We start from the raw sequence: 21,727 nt of genomic DNA, 5'->3' as shown, positions 1-21,727 counted from the left end.
AGCCCAATACCCAGCGCCACAGAAATCAAGATGGGCAGCGCCTGAAGCCATTGCATCCGCACGCCTCCTTTCCCTTCAGTCTAATCAGAATATCTGCGGCAGCAGCGCGGAAATCCACGCCTGCAAACCGTTTGGAAACAATCCCAGTACCAGCACCGCAATGCTCATTACCAGCATGGGCGCCGTCATCAGCGGACCCACCTCTCTGCGCTCCACCAGTACATCTCTTCCAGGGAAAAATCCCCGCACCACAATGGGCAACAGGTATCCGGCGGTCATCAGCGCCGATAAAATCAGCATCGCCACGCCCACATACCCCAGCGTCCGGACCTCAAAATCCAGCGCGGCGGAAACCAGATACCACTTGCTGATAAACCCGCTCATGGGCGGAATGCCAATGATGGACAGCGCCGCGGCGGAAAAACACACCATGGTCCTTGGCATCCGCTTGCCGATGCCCACCAGTTGATCCACATGAGTGAAATTGGTGGCCACAATAATGGCTCCCGCCGCCAGAAACAGGGTATCCTTTGCCAGCGCGTGGAAAGTCATCTGTAAAAGAGCACCCCGCACGCCCCCCGGAGTAAGCAGCAGCAGCCCGAACAGCACATAGGACACCTGACTCACCGTGGAATAGGCCAGCCGCTTCTTGAGAATCTTTTCCTTCAGCGCTAGCATGGACCCCGTAAACACCGTGCACAGCGTCAGAGCGATCAGCGCATATTGCGCCCAGCTCCCCCGCAGAAAATCCGCGCCGAACAGATAATACGTCACCCGGATAATGGCCAGCACGCCGCCCTTGGTGATCACGCCGGACAGCACGGCCGAGGCCGGTGCCGGAGCCACGGGATGAGCCGTGGGAAGCCACGCTTGCATAGGCATCATGCCCGCCTTTGCGCCAAAGCCGATGGTCATCACCAGAAACACGATCAGAAGCAGTGGCCTGTGGGCCGCCGCCAGCGGCAGATTTAGCGCGCCGCCGCCGGTAAAGCTTTGGTCGGTCAAAAAATGGGACAGAAAGAAATATCCCGCCAGCGCCATCCCTGCGCCGAATACCGAATACCCCAGATACTTCAGCCCGGCCCGGCGTGCCGCGGGCGTGCCGCCGTGCAGAACCAGCGGCGCGGTCAAAAGCGTCATCAGCTCGAAAAACATGTACAGCGTCACAAAGTTGTCCGCAAGTGCAAGGCCCATCAGCGTCCCCATGGTCATGGTGTAAAAGCCCTGAAACTGCTGGCCCTTTCCCCCATGCCGGAGATACGGCTCGGCAAATACCGCCACCGGAAGCCAGATTCCTGAAATCAGCACCATAAAAAACTTTCCAAGAGAGTCACTTTGCAACGCCAGATATAAGGACCCTTCAATGGTCATCAGCCGCAGCGACTGCTCCGGCAGCACGCACAAAATCCCCGCCGCCGCCGCCGTAAGCACGGTCAGCCCCAACGTCAGCCGGTTGCGGGTCTTCTCATCCCTCTCCCGGAAGACGAACACGCCTCCGAGTATCGGCAGCAAAATCGGTAGTAACAGCAAAGCGGTTCTCCCCTCGCAAAAATTCCGTTTCTTTTCTCCGGGACTGCGCTCACATCAGCCGGATGCCCGCATAAATCACATTCATCACCGGATGATAGACAATGCCCAGCAGGAAAATCAGGCAGATAAACAGGGCCGACGCTGTGAAGAAAGAGCGATCGAAGCGCGTGTCCTCCGGCTCCACGTCATGCATGACCTCCCGGATCTCCTCCCAAGGAGGCCGCACCCAGATGGCCAGCGTCGCCGGCACATAGTACAGCGCGTTCAGCACTGTGGAAACCGCGATGGTCAGCAGCACCGCCGCCACGTAGGGCGACTCCAGCGCCGCCTCCGAAAGATAGAGCTTGGATACAAATCCCCCCAGCAGGGGAATGCCGATCATGCTCAGCGCACCCACGGTAAACCCCACTCCCGCGCCAAAATCCCGGTAAGCGCTGCCCCGCAGGTTTTTCAGGGACCGGTGATGCCCGCTGACGTCGGATAGCCGCCCGGCGCAGAGAAACAGCAGCGGCTTGCAGGACGCATGGACTAAAAGATGAAAGCAAGCCGCCGCCACGCCAAACTCCGTTCCAAGCCCCAGTCCCATGAAAATATACCCGATCTGCGCCACCGAGGAGTTGGCCAGCATCCGCTTCACGTGATATTCCCGCATGGCCGCCAAGGACCCGAAAATCATCCCCAGCATCCCCGCAATCAGCAAAATGCGGGTCACGCCCACCTCGCGCATCAGCTCCAGCCCGAACACCCGCGTCATCAGCGTGATAATCAGCACTACGTAGCCCTTCAGCACAATGCCCGACAGAATCGCCGAGGAGGACGAGGTGGCTCCGCCGTGCGCGTCCGGCAGCCACAGATGGAAGGGAAACATGGCGCTTTTGATGCCAAGGCCCACCACCATCAGCCCGATGGACACAATCAGGGGCCTGTGATACTGTCCCAGCTCCGCCAGAATCTCCACCGCCCTTGCCAGCGGCTCCATCAAAAGATACCCGCCAATGCTGTCCAGCAGGGCAAGGCCGATCAGAAACAGGCCGGAACCTAAGAGGCTCATAAACAGATAGCGGATGGTGGCGATGAGATTGGGTCCCGTGTCCTTTGCCATCACCATGGCGCAGGCCGCGATGGTGGTAATCTCGATAAACACATAGGCGGTAAACATGTCGTTGGTGTAAATCAGCGCCAAAATTCCCGCCAGCATCAGGTCCGCCATCACGAAATACAGTCCCTGCTTCTCCGGCAGAATGTCATGCGACAGCCCCCGTCCGCCGCCCAGCAGCGACAGGCCCATCACAATGGAAAAGGTCGTCGCCAGCAGCGCCTGCAACGGTCCCGCCTTGATGGCATTTCCGTAAGGCGCGGCAAATCGCCCCATGGAGTACACAAAGCTCACATCCCGGGTGTACACATAGTACAGCAGCACCGCCGACAGCATGGCAGTCACCGCCGTCATGGCCAGCGCCAGTACATAGGCCCTCCGCCCATCCCGAATCACCGAGGACAGCACGCCGCAGAAAATGGCGGCAAACATGCTGAGAAAGGGGAGGTTTTCATAGAAAGGGCGCATCAATCCTCCTCCTTCTTGGCCCGCTCCAACAACTCTGGCAGCTCAACGGTTCCATACCGTTGGTAGATGCGTTGCACCAGCGCCAGCGAAAACGCCGTCACGCTGACAGACACCACGATTCCCGTCAGCACCAGACCGCTGGGAATCGGGTTGATGTACAGTGAAGCGTTGGCGGCTCCCTCTTCCACAATGGGTGCACCGTGTCCCTCGATATATCCCAAAGATGCCAGCAGCATAAAAATGGCGGAATCCATGATGCTCAGCCCGATAACCTTTTTCACCAGATTCTGCTGAAGCATCATGTTCAGAAGTCCGATTCCGAATAAAATCACCGCCACCACGGCAAAGCGGTTCTGGGCAACCAATTCCGGCATCAGATCTTCCCCCTTTGAAACATCGCGTAAAATCCATAGATAGCACAGGCCACCACCAGCCCCACCGCCAGCTCAATCACCGTCATCATCCACTCCATGTCGATGGATAGCCCATTTGCCCCCGCAAAGATATACACGCCGTAGGTCAGCGCATAGGCCATCAACCCCACCACCCGCACACCGTTGTACAGGCTGCGGGTCAGCAGTCTGCTCAGCCGCTCAGGCCCGAAGGCCACGGAATATAAAATCAGTCCTCCGCTGAGAATCGCGCCTCCGGAAAAGCCCCCTCCCGGGGACGACTCTCCGTTCATCAGCACATACGCCGCAAACAGAAAGACAAACGGGATGAGAAGCTTGGCGGACTTTTGCAGAATGTTGTCCTCATGGGCCCGCTCCGCGGCATCCTCCCGTTTCAGCCTTAGCTGCGCCCGCTCTCCTGTGTTGTTTTTGTCCCTTTGCAGCAAAATCATCACGCTGCTCACCGCCAGAAACAACACACAGCTCTCCCCTAGCGTGTCAAACCCGCGATAGCACAAAATCATGCCCGTCACCGCATTGCTGGCGCCCGTCTCCTCCACGGTGTTCTCCAGATAGTGCCGGGACACCTCGTTGTTGGTGGGGTTTCCCGGCTGCCCGAAGGGCGGAATATAAATCACCGTGGACAGCAGGATAAAAATCAACATCACGCACAAAAGTCCTGCTGCCAGCGGGTACAGCCCGAGGAATTTTTTCAGTCGCAGTCTCTCCCGCGCCTCGTGCAGTTCGTGCGTCTCCTGTGGCCGCGCCGGGCGCCGGTGGTCCATCACATATTGGGTGGTGGGATCTCCGGCCTCCACCTCGCCGTTCACCCAGTCGGCAAACCGCTTCCATCCGCCCCGCTCACTCATCCCGCGTTCCTTTCAGCGCATTGATTTTTTTCAGCGTCAGAAAGAAGAGGATGCCGCTGACGCCCGCGCCAACCGCTGCCTCCGTCATGGCTAAGTCGGGGCTTTCCAGCACGCTCCACAGTACCGCCAGCATCACGGAAAACGAGAGATACACAATGACTGACGCCAGCAGCCGCTTACAAAGCGGAGCCGCCGCCGCGCAGACAATCAGGCCAACCAGCAAAATGTTTTCCAATAGCGTCATCGTATCTCCACCTTACATTCCGCCTTCAGATTGGGATTGGTAACCGTCTCCACCTGTGCAATCAGGTGGCTCGCCACGGGGCTGGTAATCCACAAAAACACCAGAATCAACAGTGCTTTCAAGGAGGCAAGGGTGGGCGCATGGAATAAGACAATGCCCACTAAAATACAGAAAATCCCCAGCGCGTCTCCCACGGCGGCGGCGTGCATCCGGTTCAGGGCCCGGTCAAACCGGTAAAGTCCCAGCACTGCCGTAAAAAACGTAAAAATGCCAAAGGCCAGAAATACCAGCCCCAGCCCGGTCAGTATGTCACTCCCCATGCTCCGCCGCCTCCTTTTCCTCTTCCGCGGCCTTGGCGCACTTTTCCTTACGCCAGTGGCGTATCAGCACCATCCGCGCCATCACCGTCACCGTCAAAAAGCTCAAAAGGGCGTAAACCAGCGCCACGTCCACCAAAAAGGTCTCGCCCATCCGCACCGATAAAATGGCAATTACCGCTACGGCCATGGTGTTGATCATATTTACAGCCACAATCCGGTCAGTAAACCGCGGTCCAATCACGGCACGCACCAGCGTGGCCAGCATCAGCACCGCCAGTAAACCCACCGCTGCCGTCAGCGCCGCGTTTTTCACATCGGTCATACGTTCTTCTCCAAGCCCAGCAGCTTTCGCTCAAATTCGCCATGCTCCAGCCCCTCGGCAAGAGACGCATCCAGCGTGTGGACGCACAAAAGATTTCCCTCCTGAGATACGACAATGGTCCCCGCCGTCAGCGTAATGGCGTCGCTGAGGGCGGCCCGGGCGCTCTGGTGCGTCAAATCCGTCCGAAACCAGATAAGTCTTGGATCCATGTTCCGTCCCTTGGTGTAAATAAGCCGCATGACCACCAGTCCCGCCAAAAGCATCTCCTTCACCAGATAGCCGAGATACCGAATGGCGCTGCCCGTTTTTTTCAAAGCCGCCCAGTCTTCCCTGGGACTGTATCCCAGCGTTTTGCAGGCCAGCAGGTACAATCCTGCGGAAACGGCGCCCCCGATGATGCAGACCTCAAGGTCCAACTCTCCCGATAAAAATATCCACAGTCCAAACAGCAAAATCAGCAAGCCGCCGCCCCCTCTCGGTTAAATTCCCTGCCGTCCCCTCACGGGAGTTTGTCTGCGCCAGGCCGCTCTTTCGCGTACTCCTGCACATACCTTATAAAATTCCGCGTCACGGGGGACACGGATTTCAACTGCGGCACGCCCATTCCCAGAATGCGGTACTGGGGCGGGTCCAGCGGCATGGCCACTGCGTTGCTGCGATAGTTGCGCAAAAGCAGCTCCGACAGGATGGAAACCCCCAGCCCCGCCGTCACCAGATTGACGATTGCATAGTCGTTGCAGGCGGAAAAGCGGATGTGTGGGTAGTGTTCCAATTGGTCCAGCACATGATGTACCTCGTAGTCATAGCCCGCCATGGGCATAATAAACTGCTCGTTTTTAAACGCCTCCACAGGCACGGAGTCTCTCTCCGTCAAAGGGTGGCCCGGCGGCAGCAGCGCCAGCATCTCGTCCCTGCACAGGGGCAGCCAGTCAAAGGATCGGCTTTCTCCACCGGTGTACAGGCACAAATCCGCCTCGTGGGCGTCCATCATGGCGTTGATGCGGTCTGCGCCCCCCTCAATGATCTGAATCTCCACATTGGGATAGTCCTTTTGAAAGGCGCTGATGATGTTTGGAAGCCAGTAACTGGCCATGCTGGAAAAGGATGCAATCCTAATATGCCCCGTATCCGCGCCCTTGATCTTCGCAATGTTCTGCTCCAAGTTTTCGTTGGTGCTCAATAGCTGGCGGATAATGGGCAGCAGCATCTCCCCCTCGGAATTGGGGAGAATGCCCGAGGAGGTCCGAATCATCAGAGAAAATCCCACCTCATCCTCCAGAGACTGCATCATGTGACTGATGCCCGACTGCGTATACCCAAGCTCTTCGGACGCTTTCGACAGGCTTCCCAGCTCCACGGCACGGACGAACGCCTCGTATTTTTTTATGTTCACGCGCTATGCCGCCCTTTCATGTTTCTTAGTACAAATAAGACATTCTCTAATATCCCTCTTTATGTTATCGTATTTATTTTTGAAATGCAAGATTTTTTTATGCCTGTTCATAAATCCGTTTTGTACCCGGTTTTTTATATCCTCCGGACTTTTTTCCGGTATTTGGAAGCAGCAGTCCGCCTGCTCGGCCTTCTCCGTGAAAAGGACGGCTATCTTTTCCGGCGGCTCTTTTCCTCGCATATCCCTCCTCGTCTTCGCATAGGCTTTTCCAACAAGGGGGAATGTTGAAATGATGATTCATGTGGTCGCCGTCGGCGAAACCGTCGACTCCATCGCCGCCGCTTACGGGGTTGATCCCTTCCGGCTGGCAGCGGATAACGAGGTGGGGGCCTCCGGCGCTCTTGCAGTGGGACAAACTCTGGTTGTCCGATTTCCGGAGCTGGTCCATGCCGTCCGTCTCGGAGATACGCTGACTTCCATTGCAGCGGAATATGGCGTAAGTGTCCGTAAGCTCTATCAGAACAACTGGAGTCTGGGCGGTCTTCCTGCGCTGGAGGAAGGGATGGAGCTCGTCATCGCTTATCAGGATCCTCCCACCGACTCCGCCGTTTTCAACGGCTATGCTTACCCCTTTACCGACACGCTGCTGCTGGACGCACAAACGCCATACCTCACTTATCTCACCCCCTTTACCTACGGTATCACGGCGGAGGGGGGCCTTCTCCCGCTGAACGACGACGCGCTGCTGCTCTCCGCCAGAACCCATGGGGCGCGGCCTGTGCTTCATCTTTCCTCCTACACGGAGGAGGATCGGTTTGACTCCGAGCGCGCCACGCTGGTCCTTACAGACGAGGCCGCCCAAAACCGGCTCATCTCCGAAATAGGCGCCCTGCTTCAGGAAAAGGGCTTTGCGGGAATCGACGTGGATTTTGAATTTCTCCCAGCCGCTCTGGCCCAGCCTTATGCGGACTTTCTTGCCCGCCTGCGCCGCGTTTTCGGCGCGCAGGGCTATTTTGTCTGGGCGGCTCTTTCGCCCAAAACCTCGTCCGCCCAGCCGGGCCTGCTCTATGAAGCTCACAACTATGCCGCCATCGCCTCCTCCGTGGACGCCGTCCTTTTAATGACGTACGAATGGGGATATACCTACGGGCCGCCTATGCCTGTTTCTCCCTTGCCGCAGGTCCGGGCGGTGCTGGACTATGCCGTCACCCAGATTCCCCCAGAAAAAGTTTTCCTCGGCCTTTCCAACTACGGCTACGACTGGACCCTCCCCTTCGTGGCCGGCGAGTCCAAGGCCCAGTCCATCTCCAATCAGCAGGCCATCGAGCTGGCCATCCAATATGATGTCGCCATTGAATATGACGAGACGGCGCAGGCTCCCTTTTTCCACTATACCGATCAGGACGGCGCGGTCCACGAGGTCTGGTTTGACGACGCGCGCAGTCTTTCCGCCCGCCTTCTTCTCATTCAGGAATACGGCTTTCAGGGCGCGGGCATCTGGAACGTCTCCCGCCCCTTTTCTCAGCTTTACCTTGTTATTGCCTCGCTGTATGACATTCCCTAGGCACTCCTCAGGTCGCTTCCCCTCCGTTTCGCTTCTTTCTTTTTGCACCCAAAACATGGCGGCCCCGCGGAGTTTTGCTCCGCGGGGCCGCCATTCATTATATATTTGAACCTTCTCTTTTTCTATCCGGCATTTTACAATCCGTTCCCCTGCGTCCGCTGGTCCAGCCTGCTGATTCCAAAAGCCAAAAGAAATCCCGCGCCCGCACACAATGCCGAAAGAGCAAGCTCTCCCGCACCTCCGTAATGCACAGGGATAATCACCAGTGTAGAGGCAATTACAACCCCCAAAATCCCGTGAAACGCAATGGAGTAGTGCTTTTGAAACACCCAGTTCACCGCCCGCGCCAAAAGCGCCACCGTCAGAATCAGCCCCGGTAACGTGGACAGCAGCACCGACAAATCAAGGCCCGACAGCCCGTCCATCAGGGGCTGATACAGCCCCAGCGCCATCAGCACGGAGGAAGCCGCCAGCCCCGGAATCACAATTCCCAGTCCAAACAGCGCCCCGCTGAGGGTAAAAGACCAAAAATTCGGCTCGAGCTGAACGGACAGCACCCGTCCCACGTAAAACAGCGCCCAAAAAATTGCCCCGGCGCAAACGCCCATGCTAACCCAAGATGCACGGCTGTGGCCCTCCTTCCCCGCCTCGCGGTAAAGAGCTGGCACCGTCCCCACAATCAGCCCGATAAACGCCCAGGTGGTCACCGCCGCAGACACGGTCAGTGCCGCTGAAATCCCTCTGGCAAAAGCTAAAAACCCCACGGCGCAGCCCAATCCAAGGGCAGGAATCCTCCTCCAGTATTTTGGCAACGCCCGCTTAGGATGGGTTAGCACCTCCATAAAAGGGCGGTATAAATCAAACGCCACGGCCAGCACTCCGCCGGACACACCGGGCAAAATTGCTCCCGCCCCGATCAGCGCCCCGCAGAGAAAATCCCGCAGGTAGCGCATCATGAAATTGTGGTTTTGTTTTGGCACACGCTACCTCCGCCTACTGTAAAAATACTGCTCTCATAATATATCAGTTCTGCCCTGAATTTGCAATTCGATTCCCCATATCCCACTCTTCTTCTAATGGTTTTTCACCGTCTTTGTCGCTTTTCACAGAATCATTTTTTAGTTTCAGTCATTTTACAGCAATTTTTCCCTGTTGACAAACTCCTGAAACTTTCGTAAACTTAAGTGCAACAATTAAATATTAAAAAGACGATGAAGGAAAGAGTACGCAAACAGATACGTCGCAGAGAGCCTCGGCAGGTGAGAAGAGGTACGGAAGGGTTTGTGGAAGATGGTTCCGGAGTTGCGTGGCCGACCGCATATGCGTAGGCCGCGACGGGAGCGCCCGTCAGCGCGCAGGAGTGTGACTGCACTCTTAAAGGCCGCCCCCGTGAGGAGGCGCGCGAACCAAGGTGGTACCACGGCGTTTTTTTACGCTCGTCCTTGATGCATGGCATCAGGGGCGTTTTTTGTTGCCCAATTTACTGTATAAAGGAGGATGCTTGCCATGTCCATGATTGAGCTTGAGCATCTGACCAAAACCTTTGCCGGCGGCGTTACCGCGCTGGCCGATGTGACCTTAAGCGTGGAAGCGGGGGAAATTTTCGGCATCATCGGCCTTTCCGGCGCTGGAAAATCCACGCTGGTGCGCTGTATCAACCTTTTGGAGCGGCCCACCACCGGTGCCGTCCGTGTAAACGGCGCGGAGCTGACCGGCCTTTCCCAAAAGGAACTGCGCAAGGTCCGCCAATCCATCGGCATGATCTTTCAGGGCTTTAACCTGCTCTTCCAGCGCACGGCGCTGGACAACGTGTGCTTTCCTCTGGAGCTTGCAGGTATGAGCCGGAGTGAAGCCCGGCAAAAGGCCCGTCCCTTTTTGAAGCTGGTGGGGCTGGAAGACAAGGAATCAGCCTACCCCGTCCAGCTCTCCGGCGGGCAGAAGCAGCGGGTGGCCATCGCCCGCACGCTGGTGACGGACCCCAAGGTGATTCTCTGCGACGAAGCTACCTCCGCGCTGGACCCCACCACCACCCAGTCCATTCTGGCACTTTTGAAGGAGCTGAACGAAACCTTGGGCGTCACCGTGGTGGTCATCACCCACGAGATGACGGTTGTGGAGCAAATCTGCGACCGGGTCGCCATTATTTCCGACAGCCACATTGTAGAGCAGGGCGCGGTGGCGGACGTGTTCCATCATCCCCAAACCCCTGCCGCCCGGCAGCTCATCACGCCCCGGGGCGCCATCTCCGAAAAGAGCAAGATTCTCGGTCCGCTGTACCGTATTACCTTTGACGGCAACACGTCCGACCAGCCCATTGTCTCCGGCATGGTCCTCGCCAGCGGCGCGCCGGTGAACATCTGGTACGCCGACACCAAGGATATCGACGGCAACGCCCACGGACAGATGCTTCTGGAGCTGCCGGAAAACTATGAGCAAACTCAAAAAATGCTGGCGTTTTTAAAGGAACACAAAGTTACCTACGAACGGGAGGAGGCCGCGTACTATGGCTGAGATTTTTACATCTGCGTTCTGGCATCAATACGGCCCCCTTCTTGGGCAGGGCACAATCGACACCCTGATTATGACTGGCATTTCCACCGTCTTCGCCTACCTGCTGGGCCTTCCGCTGGGCATCCTGCTCAGCATCACTCAGCCCCACGGTATCCTGCCCCGCAGAGGTCTGAACCGGGTGCTGGGCTGGATTGTCAACGTGGGCCGCTCCCTTCCCTTTATCATTCTGATGGTGGCCATTATGGACTTTACTAAGCTCATCGTGGGCACGAAAATCGGTATCCGGGGCGCGATTGTCCCGCTGGTGATTTCCGCCGCTCCCTTCATCGCCCGGATGGTGGAAACCTCTCTGGCAGAGGTGGACGCGGGCGTGGTGGAAGCGGCGCAGGCCATGGGCTCTTCTCCCTTCCAGATTATCTGGAAAGTCTACCTGCCGGAGGCGAAGCCCTCCTTGCTGTTGGGCGGCTCCATTTCCATCATCACCATTCTCGCCTATACCGCCATTGCCGGTGCGGTGGGCGCGGGAGGACTGGGCGACCTTGCCATTCGATATGGCTATCAGCGCCGCATCCCCTCTATGCTGCTGGTCACGGTGATTTTCATTATCCTGCTGGTGCAGGGCATTCAAACCGTTTTCAGCTTCCTGTCCGCAAAAATCGACAAGCGCCTGAAATAAAAACGGCCATTTTCCCGGCGCTTTGATTTTCGGGTCCGCTTCCGGGCCTTCCCTTTCCGTTATTTTTTTGACCCCTTCTTCCTGTCGGCGCGCGACGGCGGGAAACGCGGCCATTGAAATATAACTTCATCCCATCAACATATATCTGACTTTAATGGAGGAACAACTGATGAAAAGAAAACTTCTTGCTCTTACTCTGGCCCTCGGCCTGACCGCTTCTCTTGCCGCCTGCGGTAACTCCGGTTCCGGCTCTGCGGCTTCCGGCTCTGCCGGATCCGGATCCGGTTCCGCCTCCGGCTCCGCTCCCGCTGAAACCGTGACTCTCAAGGTCGCCGCCTCCGCCACGCCCCACGCCGAAATTCTGAACGCCGTGAAGGACGTTCTGGCCCAGCAGGGCATTGACCTTCAGGTCACGGAATACGGCGACTACGTGGTTCCCAACACCGCCGTGGAGGAAGGCAGCGAAGATGCCAACTACTTCCAGCACGTGCCTTATCTTGATAACTTCAACGCTGAAAACGGCACTCATCTTGTGAATGCGGGCGGCGTACATATCGAGCCCATGGGCATTTACGCGGGCAAGACCACCGCTCTGGCCGATTTGGCCGACGGGGCTGTCGTCGCCATCCCCAACGACGCCACTAACGAGGGCCGCGCCCTCCTGCTGCTGGAGGCACAGGGCCTCATCAAGCTGAAGGACAGCGCCAACCTGACCGCCACCCCCAACGACATTGCGGAGAACCCCAAGAACCTGACCTTCAAGGAGCTGGAGGCCGCCATGATTCCCAACACCGTTGAGGAAGTGGACCTGTCCGTCATCAACAGCAACTATGCCATGGAAGCGGGCTTCAACCCCGTGGAGGACGCTCTGGCCATTGAGGATGCCAACTCCCCCTATGTGAACATCATCGCCGTGAAGGAGGGCAACGAGAATAACCCCGCCATCCGTGCGCTGGTGGAGGCTCTCCAGTCCGAAACTGCCCGTGATTTCATCACCACCACCTACGGCGGTGCCGTCATCCCCGCAGTCTAAGGATTTACCGGCTAACCCCTCTTTTTGAAAATCTTTTTCGCCGAGCGCATTTTGTGTCATTTCTGCGGAAAGTAAAAATTGAACGGGCGCGGGGAAGAAACTTCCCCGCGTCAGTTTTTCAATCGCCGCCCTTATGTGACGAGCACCTAAATGCACTGGTTTTAAAGCGCCGCCCTCGGGTGACGGGTCCTTTAATACCACCCCAAATGACGGGCCTGCTGCTGAAAAAAGACCGCTCACGCGGTCTTTTTTCCATGTATTCTTTATCGCGTAGGGATAACCTCAATCCAGTACCCATCGGGGTCTTGAATGAAATAAATCCCCATTTTCGGATTTTCAAAGCAGATGCAGCCCATTTTTTCGTGACGCTGATGCTCCGCCTCGTAATCGTCGGCCCGCAGAGCCAGATGAAACTCGCACTCTCCAAGATCATATTTCTGGGGATGGTCCCGCAGCCATGTCAGCTCCAGCCGGAAGTCTGTCTTCCCGTCCCCCAGATACACGATGATGTAGCTTCCGTCGGCGGCCTCCTTGCGGTTCCCTACCGGCGTCAAATCCAGCGCCTCTTTATAAAATACCAGCGATTTTTCCAAATCGGACACGTTGAAGTTAAAATGATTAAAACTCAGCATTGTCTCTCCCCTTAAACGTCCTGTTGTTTGCGCCGCAGTTATTGAATGGCTCTTGCCTCCACATAATAGCGCTTATCCTGCGCGTGGCCCATGGAGAAGGTTTTCCGGGGCAGCACGCCGTCGGCCATCACGGTTTTGAAAAGCTGCTCCTTGCCCATGGTGGGTAGCTTGAAGCCGATGTTGCCGGGCTTCGCGCCCAGCTCATCCGTCACCTCGTCGCCGTGGATGTAGTCCACTTCGCCGCCGTTGTCCTTCAAATACTCGTCGATAAACGCCTGAAGCGTCCCCACCTCAAGCTGAACCTTGGGGTCCGGCACGGTGAGAAAGCCCTTGCCGCCTGCCCAGGTATAGGCGATGGTGTGGCCCTCACCCTCGCCCTCATGGGTGGAGGGGTAAAACGCCTTAAAGGCCGCCAGCAGCTTCTCCGCGTCCACGTCGAACACCACCCGGTGAATCGGCTCGAACTTCAGCGCGTCGTCGTGGTTGTTCACCACCTCCACCAGCGCATACCGCTCCGGCAGAGTGGCCCACTGCTCCTTGGGCGTGACCTTCTTCTTGTTTTCATAGCAGGTCTTTGCCGTGGCAAGGGAATGGTTTCCGTCGCCCACGGCGAACAGGAGGGGCGCAGCGTCCTTCATGCCATACTTCCGCTCCATCTGGTCAGGGGTGCACAGCGCCGTCAGCGCGTCTGCCACAGCGTCAGTCTGGGCCTCAGTCAGCTTCCAGCCGATCAGATGCCCGCCACCCTGCTGCAAATCGAAATCATAAAGCTTTTCCATGGCGCCGCTTTGGCCGCCCAGCGGCTCAATCACCGTTTCGTCGGGATCGTCAATCAGCAGCATCACGTGGGGCAGCTCCACCGGCGCGTCCTGCCGCACCTTCACCCGAGGCGGAATGCGGGAAAGAACCGTTCCCTCCGTGGCGCGGATCAACGCGCCGGAGCCGGGCGTGTAGTCATACTGGTCCAAATCCACCATGCCCACCAGACCGTGGCGCACCTTCCCGTCAGACTGGGTGCGTTCCATATAGATGAGAGATGCGGGCAGGGTTTTGAACACGCCGCCCTCCACATATTTTCGCATGGACGCATTGATGTCCGCAATGTGCTTCTCCACGGCGGGATCGTTCAGCTTGGCCTCCGGCAGAATCAGGCGCAGAGTAGAGGGCGCTTCGCCCACCGTCTGCTCCACTGCCTCCCAATACTCCGGCTGAGAGGTAAACTGGTCGCAGGCCACCACGGCCCACTTTTCCATATCTGCGCTTGCGGGCAGCAGGATATCCGCAGGATAGAAGCCCAGGCGATTGAATTTCTCGTTCATGTGAGTCTCCTTTTCCAAATTTGCAAATTTTTTGGCGCACTGCGCCATTGTGCTTGTCTTCCCAGTATACTATACTCCGCCGCCGGATTCAACGAAAGTCTGAAATTTTTCTCCCCACCGGTATGATTATCCGCGCTTTGGGGCATACTCCACCCAAACCCCGGATAATCAGTTTTTAGGAGGTATGTTTTATGGTAATCGACAAGATCGCACTGGTGCTCGCCATTATTGGCGCGCTGAACTGGGGCGGCGTCGGCCTGTTTGGCTTCGACACAGTCGCCTTCCTCTGCGGCGGGCAGATGGCCGCCCTTTCTCGCATCATTTATGCACTGGTCGGCCTGGCGGGTCTGTGGTGCATCACGCTGCTCTTCCAAAGAGGCGAGGAGCGCAGAACTCACGTAGCGTAATCTCAGAAAATTTCTGCAATCACTGTAAGCGCACGAACGGATCATCAATTATGGTCCGTTCGTGCGTTTGCGGTCCAAGAGGTATTTTGCCACACACAAGGCAAAATAATTTAATTTTTTGCCGCCGGGCCGCAAATTCCCCGTAGCTTTGTAATATAGGGCAGGGAATGTAAATTTCCCTGCCCTTTGATGTTTTTTCTTCCGTCTGTGCCTAAGTCTCGTCGTGCTTTTTTTACAAAAATCGCCCGTTTAAGCGGGTATCCCGCTGTGCAAGAGACAACATACAAAAAAGATGCGTAAAACTTTTTACACAGTGTACCCCCTTTTATTTACAAAAAATACGGGATTCCCCCTTGCCACAGAGACGAAATCGTTTATAATAGAATCAGAATCCGTATTTTAAGGGTTGCTTCCAAGAAACAAGGAGGTTTATATGCGAAAGACAAAAATTGTCTGTACTCTGGGCCCCGCCACCGACAAGGAGGAGACGCTCCGTTCCATGCTGGAGGCCGGACTGAACGTGGCCCGGTTTAACTTTTCCCACGGCACCCACGCCGAGCACAAGGTGCGGCTGGACATGGTGAAAAAGCTTCGGAAGGAGATGAACCTGCCCGTGGCCACCATGCTGGACACCAAGGGTCCCGAAATTCGCCTGCGGGATTTTAAGGACGGTCGCGTCCAACTGCAAGCGGGTCAGGAATTTACCCTCACCACCCGCGATGTTCCGGGGGACGAGCATATCTGTGCCGTCACCTATCGGGAACTCCCCGACGACGTGGTTTCCGGCGGCGCGATTTTGCTGGACGACGGGCTTATCTGCCTCACGGTGCTGGAAATCAAGGGAGAAGATATCGTCTGCCGTGTAGAAAACGGCGGAAGCGTGAAAAATCACAAAGGGGTCAACGTTCCCGGCGTGCGCCTTTCCATGCCCTATCTCAGCCAGCGGGACCGGGAGGATATTCTCTTTGGCGTGGAGCAGGATTTCGACTTTATTTCTGCCAGCTTCGTCCGCAGCGCGGCGGACGTGACGGATCTGCGCCGCCTGCTCAGCGCCGCCGGATCCTCCATCCGTATCATCGCAAAAATTGAAAATCAGGAGGGCGTGGACAATCTCTCCGAAATTCTCTCCGTGGCCGACGGGATTATGGTCGCCCGGGGCGACATGGGCGTGGAAATTGACTTCACGGAAATCCCCATTATTCAAAAGGACATCATCGCCCAGTGTGCCGCCGCAGGAAAGCCTGTCATCACCGCCACTCAGATGCTGGACTCCATGATGGAAAACCCCCGCCCCACCCGGGCGGAAATCACCGACGTGGCCAACGCCATTTATGACGGCACCTCCGCCATCATGCTCTCCGGAGAAACAGCCGCGGGCAAATACCCGGTAGACGCGGTGAAAACCATGGATGCCATCGCTCTGCGCACGGAGTCCGATATCAACTACGCCAAGCGGATGCGCAGTGCCGACGGGGACCACCGCCTCTCCATTGCCGCCGCCACAGCCCACGCCGCCTGCACCACCGCCGCCGATGTGGGGGCGGACGCCATTATCACCGTCAGCCAGCGAGGCACCACTGCCCGGCTGGTCAGCCGTTTCCGTCCCGTAACACCGGTGATTGCCTGCCTGCTGGACGAACGCGTTCAGCGCCACATGGCCCTGAGTTGGGGTGTCATCCCCATTCTGATGCCCGTGGCCGGAGATTCCGACGAGCTGGTAGACTTCGCCGTGGAGACCGCCGAAGCCGCCGGGCTTGTAAATCAGGGCTCTTTGGTGGTGGTCACCGCAGGCGTGCCTGTGGGCATCCCCGGTACCACCAATATGATCCGGGTTCATCTGGTGGGCGGCGCGCTGTTTACCGCCGTGGGCGTTGGCCGAGGAAAGGCCTCCGGTCCCCTGTGTGTGTGCCGTACGCCGGAGGAGGTTGCAGAAAAGGCCCGTCCGGGCTGCGTGTTGGTGGTTCCCTTCACCACCAACGACATGCTCCCCGTCATGCGTACCTGCGCCGCCATCATCAGCGAGGAATCCGGTGCAAACAGCCATGCCGCCACCGTGGGTCTGGCTCTGGACAAGCCAGTCATCGTGGGCGCGGGCGGGGCCACTCATATCCTCATCGACGGGATGCAGGTGAGTGTGGACTGCGCCCACGGCACGGTTCAGCGTCTCCCCGGATAAGCGATCCTGAAAACCGCGTCCGGACCCATCCTCGCAATGGAAGCGCTCTCCTTTGAACAATATAACATCGGGCACGGGGAAATCAATTCCCCGTGCCCTCGCTTTTTAGATATTCACTTCCTCACGAAGAGTGAAAAAGCCTTTCCGTTTCGCTGTGCGGAGTTTTTATCGCACCCGTCCCAGCTCAGGGCTTTTCCTTCTCCAGAGCCGCGTCGGCAACCGCTTCTTTCCCGCCGCCATCCGGCGCAGAAACGATTTCCTCTGTCCCGGCTACCTCCGTTTCCGCTTCCGCTTCGGAATCCGCCGCCAGAGCGGCTCGTTCCATCTGCCGGACCCACAAATCGCTGCCGTCCTTTTTCCGAATCACGATGTTGTAAAACAGCATTGCCGCCGCACACACTGCCAGCACCAGACTCAGCGCCTGAGAAACGCGGATGGGCGCACCAAAGATCGTCCAGTCAAAGAGGTATAGGCTGTCTGTCCGCAGCCCCTCAATCCATGCGCGGCCAAGGCCGTACCACAGGAAATAGAAGCAGGCGCTCTCTCCGTCAAACCGGCGAGCTTTGCTGACGATAAACAGAACCAGCAAAAGCCCCACCAAATTCCAAAGGCTCTCGTAGAGGAACGTGGGGTGCACCTCCACAGACTGGTACTTACTCACCCATAGCTGCATCCGCCACGGAAGGTCTGTGGCCGCGCCAAAGGCCTCTCGATTGATAAAGTTACCCCAGCGTCCGATGCTCTGGCCCAAAAACAGGCCCATGACGCAAAGGTCTACCATGGCAGCAAACTTCAGCTTTTTGATTCTGCAATAGACATAGGTCACCAGAATCCCCACAATCACCGTGCCGTAGATGGCAATGCCGCCGTCCCACACGGCCAGCATCCGCAGCCAGTCGAACCCGCCGTCCGCGTTGCGGTACAGATCCAGATAAAAAATCACATAGTAAATGCGGGAGCCTATGATGCAAAGGGGCGTGGCCCAGAGAATCATGTCCAGCACATTGTCCTCCGTCAGACCAAACCGCTTGGCCTGCTTCATGCAAAGATACAGCCCCGCCAGCAACCCCAGCGCCAAAATGATGCCGTACCAGTAAATACCGTGCCCGATGTGAAGCGCCACAGGGTCGGGATTGATCTCAAACCCGCCGAACAATCCCGGAAACCCGATGGGCATATCACTCAGTGCTTTTAAATTCGTCAAAACAGAAACTTCCTTTCGCCGCGCCTTATTTCGGCTGAATCACGGACATCACCGCGCGGTCCTCCGTCAGCTCGTCCCGGATAAATGCCCGGATGTCCTCTTCGGTGATGCCGTCAAAGGCCTCGGGGAATTGTAGTGCGTCATAGCCCGCAAAATGCCCCTCCGTCAGCGACACGGCGATGCTTTCAAAGGAGTTCATGCTCCGCAGCATCGTGCCGAAGGCCGCCTTGCGCACCCGCTCGTAAAAGTCATGGTCCAGCCCATCCGCCGCAAGGCGGCGGGCCTCTTTTTTAATCTCCGCAGCCACTGCGTTCACGTCCCGGCTGTCGCCTCCCGCATAGAGATAGGCCGTGTCGGGCATCATCTCAAACGCGCCGCCGAAGCTTCCGTTGATCAGTCCCTGCTCATACAGCCGTTGATACAGCGGACTGGAGTCCCCCAGCAGTAAATCGCTCGCCATGCCCCCAATCAGGCTCCGCCGGAGAAAATTTTCTCCCTGCGCCGAGGGCGTACACTTAAAGCCCAGCAGGAATTGGGGCATGGAAACCTCCATCCTCCGGCTAACCTCTCGCTGCGCCACGCCCGAAGGCTCTTCCCCGTGGTCCCGTGGAATGGCAGGGCCACTCTCTTTTGGCAGAATAGACGCGGCAATTTCCTTCACCCGCTCTGCATCCACGTTCCCCACCACCGTCAAAACCATGTTTCCGGGGGTGTAGAATGCTTTGTGGCAGTCATACAGCGTCTTGGCCGTAATCTCGCGGATGCTCTCCACGCTGCCCGCGATGTGGGTCTTCGCGGTGTTGTTGTGATACAGCGCCCCCATCATTCCGGCATAAATCCGCCAGTCGGGGTTATCCTCAATCATCCGGATTTCCTGAGAGATAATGCCCTGCTCCTTTTCAACGCTCTCGTCCGTAAAATAGGGGACCGAGACAAAGGACAGCAGAATTTTCAGGTTTTCCTCAAACTTCTCCGTGGAGTCGAAGTAATACCCCGTCATGGCATTGGAGGTAAACGCGTTGGGCTCCGCCCCGTTTTTCGCCAAATCCTGAAGCGCGTTGCCCTCCTCGGTGTCAAACATCTTGTGCTCCAGATAGTGGGCAATACCCGCCGGAGTGTCCATCCACGTTCCATTCAGTTGAAAGCGGGTGTCCATCCCGCCGTATCGTGTGGCAAAAAAGGCATAGCTTTTTGCAAAGTCCGGCTTGTAAACCACGTTAATCGGCAGGCCGTTGGGCAGCACCTCCCGGTAAACGGTTTCACCAATGCGCTGATAAAGCTCCTTTTTCATGCTCCGGCCTCCTCTCCCTTAAGAAAATACACGGTGTCCAGCGCCACGGACCCCATGGCCTCCCGAATGCGCTCCGGCGTCACGGCGCGAACGCCCGCGGCCAGCTCCTCCGGCGTATCCTCCCGCCCCGAGGCCATCCGCCCCAGCCAGAAATTCTCCAGCTTGCCCTGAGAATCCCCGATGGTGGCATAGGCGTTGCACAAGGTACTCCGCGCCCCCTCCAGTTCCCAGTCGTCCAGCGCGCCGTCCTGCACAGCCTTGAGCTGAATCAAAATTTCGCCGTAAGCCCGCTGGAAATTTTCAAATTCAATCCCGGAGGACACGGTAATCACGCCTTTTTCCCTGTGAAGCTGGGACGAGGCGTAATAGCAAAGGGACAGCTTTTCCCGCACATTCATAAACAGCTTGGAATTGCTGCTTCCGCCAAATAGGGTGTTCCCCATCAGCAGCGCGGAAAAGTCGTCGCTGGCGCAGGCAAAGCCCATGCCCAGCTTTCCCTGGGTCACGTCCATGGCGTCGGTAATGCGCAAAGCTTCGGCTCTTGCCGTGTGAGGCAATGTCTTGGGAAGAGGGAACACCGTCGTGCGGGGAAGGACGGATATCGCCTTGGAAAGCGCGTCCGCAACCCGGGCAGGCTCCGCACCGCCACAGTAAAACAGCTCCAGCGGAGCGGCGGAAATCATCTTGAGATAGGCCCCATACACCTGCTCTCCCGTCAGCACCTCAGCCGACTTTTCGTCTCCAAACCGGCTCACGCCATAGGCCTCTCCGGCACACATCTCCTGTAAAAGCCGCAGGTCGGCATAGTCCCGCTTGTCGTTGAGAATACTGCGGATCGCGTCCACCAGATTTATCCGCTCACTGTCCACATACTCAGGAAGGAATCTGCCATTCTTCATGGCCGGGTCACAGATCACCTGCCCCAACAGCTCCGCCACCGGCTCCAAAAGCTTCTCCCCGCCGGGCGTAAACGCGTCGTCAATCAGGCTTGCCACAAAGCCCACACACTGGCGTTCGCCCTTTTTGCGCACCGTGTAGTCAAGCTCGGCTCCATACAGCCTGTCCAGCTCCGCCCCCAGCGCGCCCATGTCCGGGCACCGGGCGCAGCCTCTGCGCAACACTGCCGGCAGCAGCGCCTGAACCGCCGCCGTCTCCTCCCGAATGGGGGTCATGAATTGGGCGGAGAGCAAGTCGGTCTTAAATTTCCGCGCAGGCATGCAGGTGAGGTGCACTCCCTCCGCAAGCTTTGTTCTGGTTTCTTTCAATTTCAGGCTCCTTCCTGTCGTTTCAAATAAAAATAGTATACCACAGTCTCGGCGGGTTATTGTGGCATATATGTTAAATCGTGTCAGTTTGTATCATCGGATATTCTGCCGCAAGTGCGACGCTCTCTTGGCAGAATAGGCCATGCTTTTCAATTTTCCAAAAGCCGGAAGCAAACCGCTGAAATTAAAGCATTCCGCCTGTTACTCGGCTAGTATACCGTATTCTCTCCGTAAATTCAAACTCTATTTTGGCTGACCTTGGAAAATAAAAACCGCTTTTTTCTCTGCAGGGTGCGGCAGGCCGCCCCAGCGGTAAAGCGGCTTTCTCTCTCCACGCGTCTTTTTATCCCACACACCGGCGGAGCACCCGCAAAAAATTCCCCCGTGCCACCTTCTCCAGCTCCTCTTGGTTCAGGCCCAGCCGCTTCAAACATTCAAAGAAATTCGGAATTCGCGCCGCGTCCTCCAGTCCCGGCGTGCGCGGCTCGTTCTCCTCCCCCTCCAGAAACTCGCAGAAGTCAAACCCGCACCCCACATGATCAATTCCCATCACCTCAATCATGTGGGCGGCGTGGAGCGCCAGCGTCTCCGCCGTCTGCCTGGCAGGGTCGTCGTGAACAAAGTCGTGAAAGACGTTCACCCCCACCACGCCTCCCGCGTCACGGATGGCCTGGAGCTGCCCGTCCGTCAGATTCCGAGGCACGTCGCACAGCGCCCTGCAATTGGAGTGGGACGCGACAAACGGTCCCTCCGTCAGCTCCGCCGCATCCCAAAACCCCGCCTCGTTCAGGTGGGATACATCTAATAGCATTCCCTTTTTCTGCAATCGGCACACTGTCTGCTTTCCAAGCTGGGTCAGCCCGTAATCCTCGCCGGACATCGCTCCCGCCCCCAGCGCGTTGGCCTCGTTCCATGTCAACATGGCGTGCCGCGCACCCAACTCGTAATATGTATCAATCCACCCCGGGTCCTCTCCCCCTCAGTCCATGTCATCCAGCCCGATGTAGACATAAAA

The 21,727-nt window shown here is 57.3% G+C and carries 21 protein-coding genes, 1 pseudogene and 1 other annotated feature; of the genes and pseudogenes, 6 read left to right on the top strand and 16 right to left on the bottom strand.

What is annotated here, in order from left to right:
* Nucleotides 1-84: 84 nt before the first annotated feature.
* Genes RTK01_RS09445 through RTK01_RS09405 form a run of 9 tightly spaced genes read right to left on the bottom strand, consistent with a single transcriptional unit; the run spans nucleotide 85 to nucleotide 6,634 of the window.
* Complete coding sequence (locus RTK01_RS09445) at nucleotides 85-1,530, bottom strand: proton-conducting transporter membrane subunit (protein ID WP_312280733.1); 1,446 nt, start codon at nucleotides 1,528-1,530, stop codon at nucleotides 85-87.
* A gap of 49 nt (nucleotides 1,531-1,579) precedes the next feature.
* Entirely contained in the window at nucleotides 1,580-3,094 is a 1,515-nt protein-coding gene (locus RTK01_RS09440; RefSeq protein ID WP_312280732.1) for a proton-conducting transporter membrane subunit, read from the bottom strand.
* Nucleotides 3,094-3,468 carry a sodium:proton antiporter gene (locus RTK01_RS09435; protein ID WP_294855593.1) on the bottom strand — a complete coding sequence of 125 codons (375 nt, stop codon included), beginning with the start codon at nucleotides 3,466-3,468 and terminating at the stop codon, nucleotides 3,094-3,096. The genes RTK01_RS09440 and RTK01_RS09435 overlap by 1 nt, the downstream gene beginning before the upstream one ends.
* Nucleotides 3,468-4,355 (bottom strand): hydrogen gas-evolving membrane-bound hydrogenase subunit E, encoded by an 888-nt coding sequence (gene mbhE, locus RTK01_RS09430; protein ID WP_312280731.1) that lies wholly within the window; start codon nucleotides 4,353-4,355, stop codon nucleotides 3,468-3,470. The genes RTK01_RS09435 and mbhE overlap by 1 nt, the downstream gene beginning before the upstream one ends.
* On the bottom strand, nucleotides 4,348-4,599 hold the full coding sequence (locus RTK01_RS09425; protein WP_293009007.1) for a hydrogenase subunit MbhD domain-containing protein: 252 nt from the start codon (nucleotides 4,597-4,599) through the stop codon (nucleotides 4,348-4,350). Before RTK01_RS09425 ends, mbhE begins: the two co-directional genes overlap by 8 nt.
* Nucleotides 4,596-4,919 carry a monovalent cation/H(+) antiporter subunit G gene (gene mnhG, locus RTK01_RS09420; protein ID WP_312280730.1) on the bottom strand — a complete coding sequence of 108 codons (324 nt, stop codon included), beginning with the start codon at nucleotides 4,917-4,919 and terminating at the stop codon, nucleotides 4,596-4,598. The genes RTK01_RS09425 and mnhG overlap by 4 nt, the downstream gene beginning before the upstream one ends.
* Nucleotides 4,909-5,241, bottom strand: a complete 333-nt coding sequence (locus RTK01_RS09415) for a monovalent cation/H+ antiporter complex subunit F (protein WP_312280729.1) — start codon at nucleotides 5,239-5,241, stop codon at nucleotides 4,909-4,911. Before RTK01_RS09415 ends, mnhG begins: the two co-directional genes overlap by 11 nt.
* Nucleotides 5,238-5,702, bottom strand: a complete 465-nt coding sequence (locus RTK01_RS09410) for a Na+/H+ antiporter subunit E (protein ID WP_312280728.1) — start codon at nucleotides 5,700-5,702, stop codon at nucleotides 5,238-5,240. Before RTK01_RS09410 ends, RTK01_RS09415 begins: the two co-directional genes overlap by 4 nt.
* A gap of 38 nt (nucleotides 5,703-5,740) precedes the next feature.
* Nucleotides 5,741-6,634, bottom strand: a complete 894-nt coding sequence (locus tag RTK01_RS09405; RefSeq protein ID WP_312280727.1) for a LysR family transcriptional regulator — start codon at nucleotides 6,632-6,634, stop codon at nucleotides 5,741-5,743.
* A gap of 289 nt (nucleotides 6,635-6,923) precedes the next feature.
* Here RTK01_RS09405 and RTK01_RS09400 point away from each other — a divergent pair, with 289 nt between their 5' ends.
* The gene (locus tag RTK01_RS09400) at nucleotides 6,924-8,198 is read left to right on the top strand and encodes a glycosyl hydrolase family 18 protein (protein ID WP_312280726.1); all 1,275 of its coding nucleotides are present in this window, start codon (nucleotides 6,924-6,926) and stop codon (nucleotides 8,196-8,198) included.
* Between the two features lie 134 nt (nucleotides 8,199-8,332).
* Here the strand turns inward: RTK01_RS09400 and RTK01_RS09395 are convergent, their stop codons facing one another.
* Entirely contained in the window at nucleotides 8,333-9,178 is an 846-nt protein-coding gene (locus RTK01_RS09395) for an undecaprenyl phosphate translocase family protein (RefSeq protein WP_312280725.1), read from the bottom strand.
* Nucleotides 9,179-9,400: 222 nt separating this feature from the next.
* Nucleotides 9,401-9,645, top strand: a binding site (T-box leader).
* A 65-nt stretch (nucleotides 9,646-9,710) separates the two neighbouring features.
* Here RTK01_RS09395 and RTK01_RS09390 point away from each other — a divergent pair.
* The 3 genes from RTK01_RS09390 to RTK01_RS09380 all read left to right on the top strand — a co-directional run bounded on the left by RTK01_RS09390 (nucleotide 9,711) and on the right by RTK01_RS09380 (nucleotide 12,418).
* Complete coding sequence (locus RTK01_RS09390) at nucleotides 9,711-10,709, top strand: methionine ABC transporter ATP-binding protein (RefSeq protein WP_397352624.1); 999 nt, start codon at nucleotides 9,711-9,713, stop codon at nucleotides 10,707-10,709.
* Nucleotides 10,702-11,385 carry a methionine ABC transporter permease gene (locus tag RTK01_RS09385; protein WP_312280723.1) on the top strand — a complete coding sequence of 228 codons (684 nt, stop codon included), beginning with the start codon at nucleotides 10,702-10,704 and terminating at the stop codon, nucleotides 11,383-11,385. The genes RTK01_RS09390 and RTK01_RS09385 overlap by 8 nt, the downstream gene beginning before the upstream one ends.
* A gap of 169 nt (nucleotides 11,386-11,554) precedes the next feature.
* A complete protein-coding gene (locus RTK01_RS09380; protein WP_312280722.1) occupies nucleotides 11,555-12,418 on the top strand; it encodes a MetQ/NlpA family ABC transporter substrate-binding protein in 864 nt (287 codons plus the stop codon).
* A gap of 263 nt (nucleotides 12,419-12,681) precedes the next feature.
* Here the strand turns inward: RTK01_RS09380 and RTK01_RS09375 are convergent, their stop codons facing one another.
* The gene (locus RTK01_RS09375) at nucleotides 12,682-13,050 is read right to left on the bottom strand and encodes a VOC family protein (RefSeq protein ID WP_312280721.1); all 369 of its coding nucleotides are present in this window, start codon (nucleotides 13,048-13,050) and stop codon (nucleotides 12,682-12,684) included.
* A 38-nt stretch (nucleotides 13,051-13,088) separates the two neighbouring features.
* Nucleotides 13,089-14,369 carry a DUF1015 domain-containing protein gene (locus RTK01_RS09370; protein WP_312280720.1) on the bottom strand — a complete coding sequence of 427 codons (1,281 nt, stop codon included), beginning with the start codon at nucleotides 14,367-14,369 and terminating at the stop codon, nucleotides 13,089-13,091.
* 191 nt (nucleotides 14,370-14,560) lie between these two features.
* On the opposite strand from RTK01_RS09370, the gene RTK01_RS09365 reads away from it, so the two are divergent.
* Nucleotides 14,561-14,776 (top strand): DUF378 domain-containing protein, encoded by a 216-nt coding sequence (locus RTK01_RS09365; RefSeq protein WP_293010360.1) that lies wholly within the window; start codon nucleotides 14,561-14,563, stop codon nucleotides 14,774-14,776.
* Between the two features lie 433 nt (nucleotides 14,777-15,209).
* Complete coding sequence (gene pyk, locus RTK01_RS09360; RefSeq protein ID WP_312280719.1) at nucleotides 15,210-16,952, top strand: pyruvate kinase; 1,743 nt, start codon at nucleotides 15,210-15,212, stop codon at nucleotides 16,950-16,952.
* 184 nt (nucleotides 16,953-17,136) lie between these two features.
* Here pyk and lgt read toward each other — a convergent pair whose 3' ends face one another.
* The 4 genes and pseudogenes from lgt to RTK01_RS09340 form a co-directional block, all read right to left on the bottom strand.
* A complete protein-coding gene (gene lgt / locus RTK01_RS09355; RefSeq protein WP_312280718.1) occupies nucleotides 17,137-18,156 on the bottom strand; it encodes a prolipoprotein diacylglyceryl transferase in 1,020 nt (339 codons plus the stop codon).
* Nucleotides 18,157-18,181: 25 nt separating this feature from the next.
* Complete coding sequence (gene yfmH, locus RTK01_RS09350) at nucleotides 18,182-19,447, bottom strand: EF-P 5-aminopentanol modification-associated protein YfmH (RefSeq protein ID WP_312280717.1); 1,266 nt, start codon at nucleotides 19,445-19,447, stop codon at nucleotides 18,182-18,184.
* Complete coding sequence (yfmF, locus tag RTK01_RS09345; protein WP_312280716.1) at nucleotides 19,444-20,712, bottom strand: EF-P 5-aminopentanol modification-associated protein YfmF; 1,269 nt, start codon at nucleotides 20,710-20,712, stop codon at nucleotides 19,444-19,446. Before yfmF ends, yfmH begins: the two co-directional genes overlap by 4 nt.
* Nucleotides 20,713-21,055: 343 nt before the next feature.
* A pseudogene (locus RTK01_RS09340) lies at nucleotides 21,056-21,673 on the bottom strand (dipeptidase); the annotation flags it as partial.
* Between the last annotated feature and the right edge of the window lie 54 nt (nucleotides 21,674-21,727).

This window comes from Oscillibacter sp. (assembly GCF_031978065.1).
GTDB lineage: Bacteria > Bacillota > Clostridia > Oscillospirales > Oscillospiraceae > Oscillibacter.
This window is presented reverse-complemented; position numbering and strand designations above follow the sequence as displayed.

Coding starts and splice junctions, on each gene's coding strand:
- RTK01_RS09400 (WP_312280726.1), top strand. CDS start 6,924: ATGATGATTCATGTGGTCGCCGTCGGCGAAACCGTCGACTCCATCGCC.
- RTK01_RS09365 (WP_293010360.1), top strand. CDS start 14,561: ATGGTAATCGACAAGATCGCACTGGTGCTCGCCATTATTGGCGCGCTG.
- RTK01_RS09385 (WP_312280723.1), top strand. CDS start 10,702: ATGGCTGAGATTTTTACATCTGCGTTCTGGCATCAATACGGCCCCCTT.
- RTK01_RS09440 (WP_312280732.1), bottom strand. CDS start 3,094: ATGCGCCCTTTCTATGAAAACCTCCCCTTTCTCAGCATGTTTGCCGCC.
- RTK01_RS09415 (WP_312280729.1), bottom strand. CDS start 5,241: ATGACCGATGTGAAAAACGCGGCGCTGACGGCAGCGGTGGGTTTACTG.
- mnhG (WP_312280730.1), bottom strand. CDS start 4,919: ATGGGGAGTGACATACTGACCGGGCTGGGGCTGGTATTTCTGGCCTTT.
- RTK01_RS09435 (WP_294855593.1), bottom strand. CDS start 3,468: ATGCCGGAATTGGTTGCCCAGAACCGCTTTGCCGTGGTGGCGGTGATT.
- RTK01_RS09390 (WP_397352624.1), top strand. CDS start 9,711: ATGATTGAGCTTGAGCATCTGACCAAAACCTTTGCCGGCGGCGTTACC.
- RTK01_RS09370 (WP_312280720.1), bottom strand. CDS start 14,369: ATGAACGAGAAATTCAATCGCCTGGGCTTCTATCCTGCGGATATCCTG.
- mbhE (WP_312280731.1), bottom strand. CDS start 4,355: ATGAGTGAGCGGGGCGGATGGAAGCGGTTTGCCGACTGGGTGAACGGC.
- RTK01_RS09425 (WP_293009007.1), bottom strand. CDS start 4,599: ATGACGCTATTGGAAAACATTTTGCTGGTTGGCCTGATTGTCTGCGCG.
- yfmH (WP_312280717.1), bottom strand. CDS start 19,447: ATGAAAAAGGAGCTTTATCAGCGCATTGGTGAAACCGTTTACCGGGAG.
- RTK01_RS09375 (WP_312280721.1), bottom strand. CDS start 13,050: ATGCTGAGTTTTAATCATTTTAACTTCAACGTGTCCGATTTGGAAAAA.
- RTK01_RS09380 (WP_312280722.1), top strand. CDS start 11,555: ATGAAAAGAAAACTTCTTGCTCTTACTCTGGCCCTCGGCCTGACCGCT.
- pyk (WP_312280719.1), top strand. CDS start 15,210: ATGCGAAAGACAAAAATTGTCTGTACTCTGGGCCCCGCCACCGACAAG.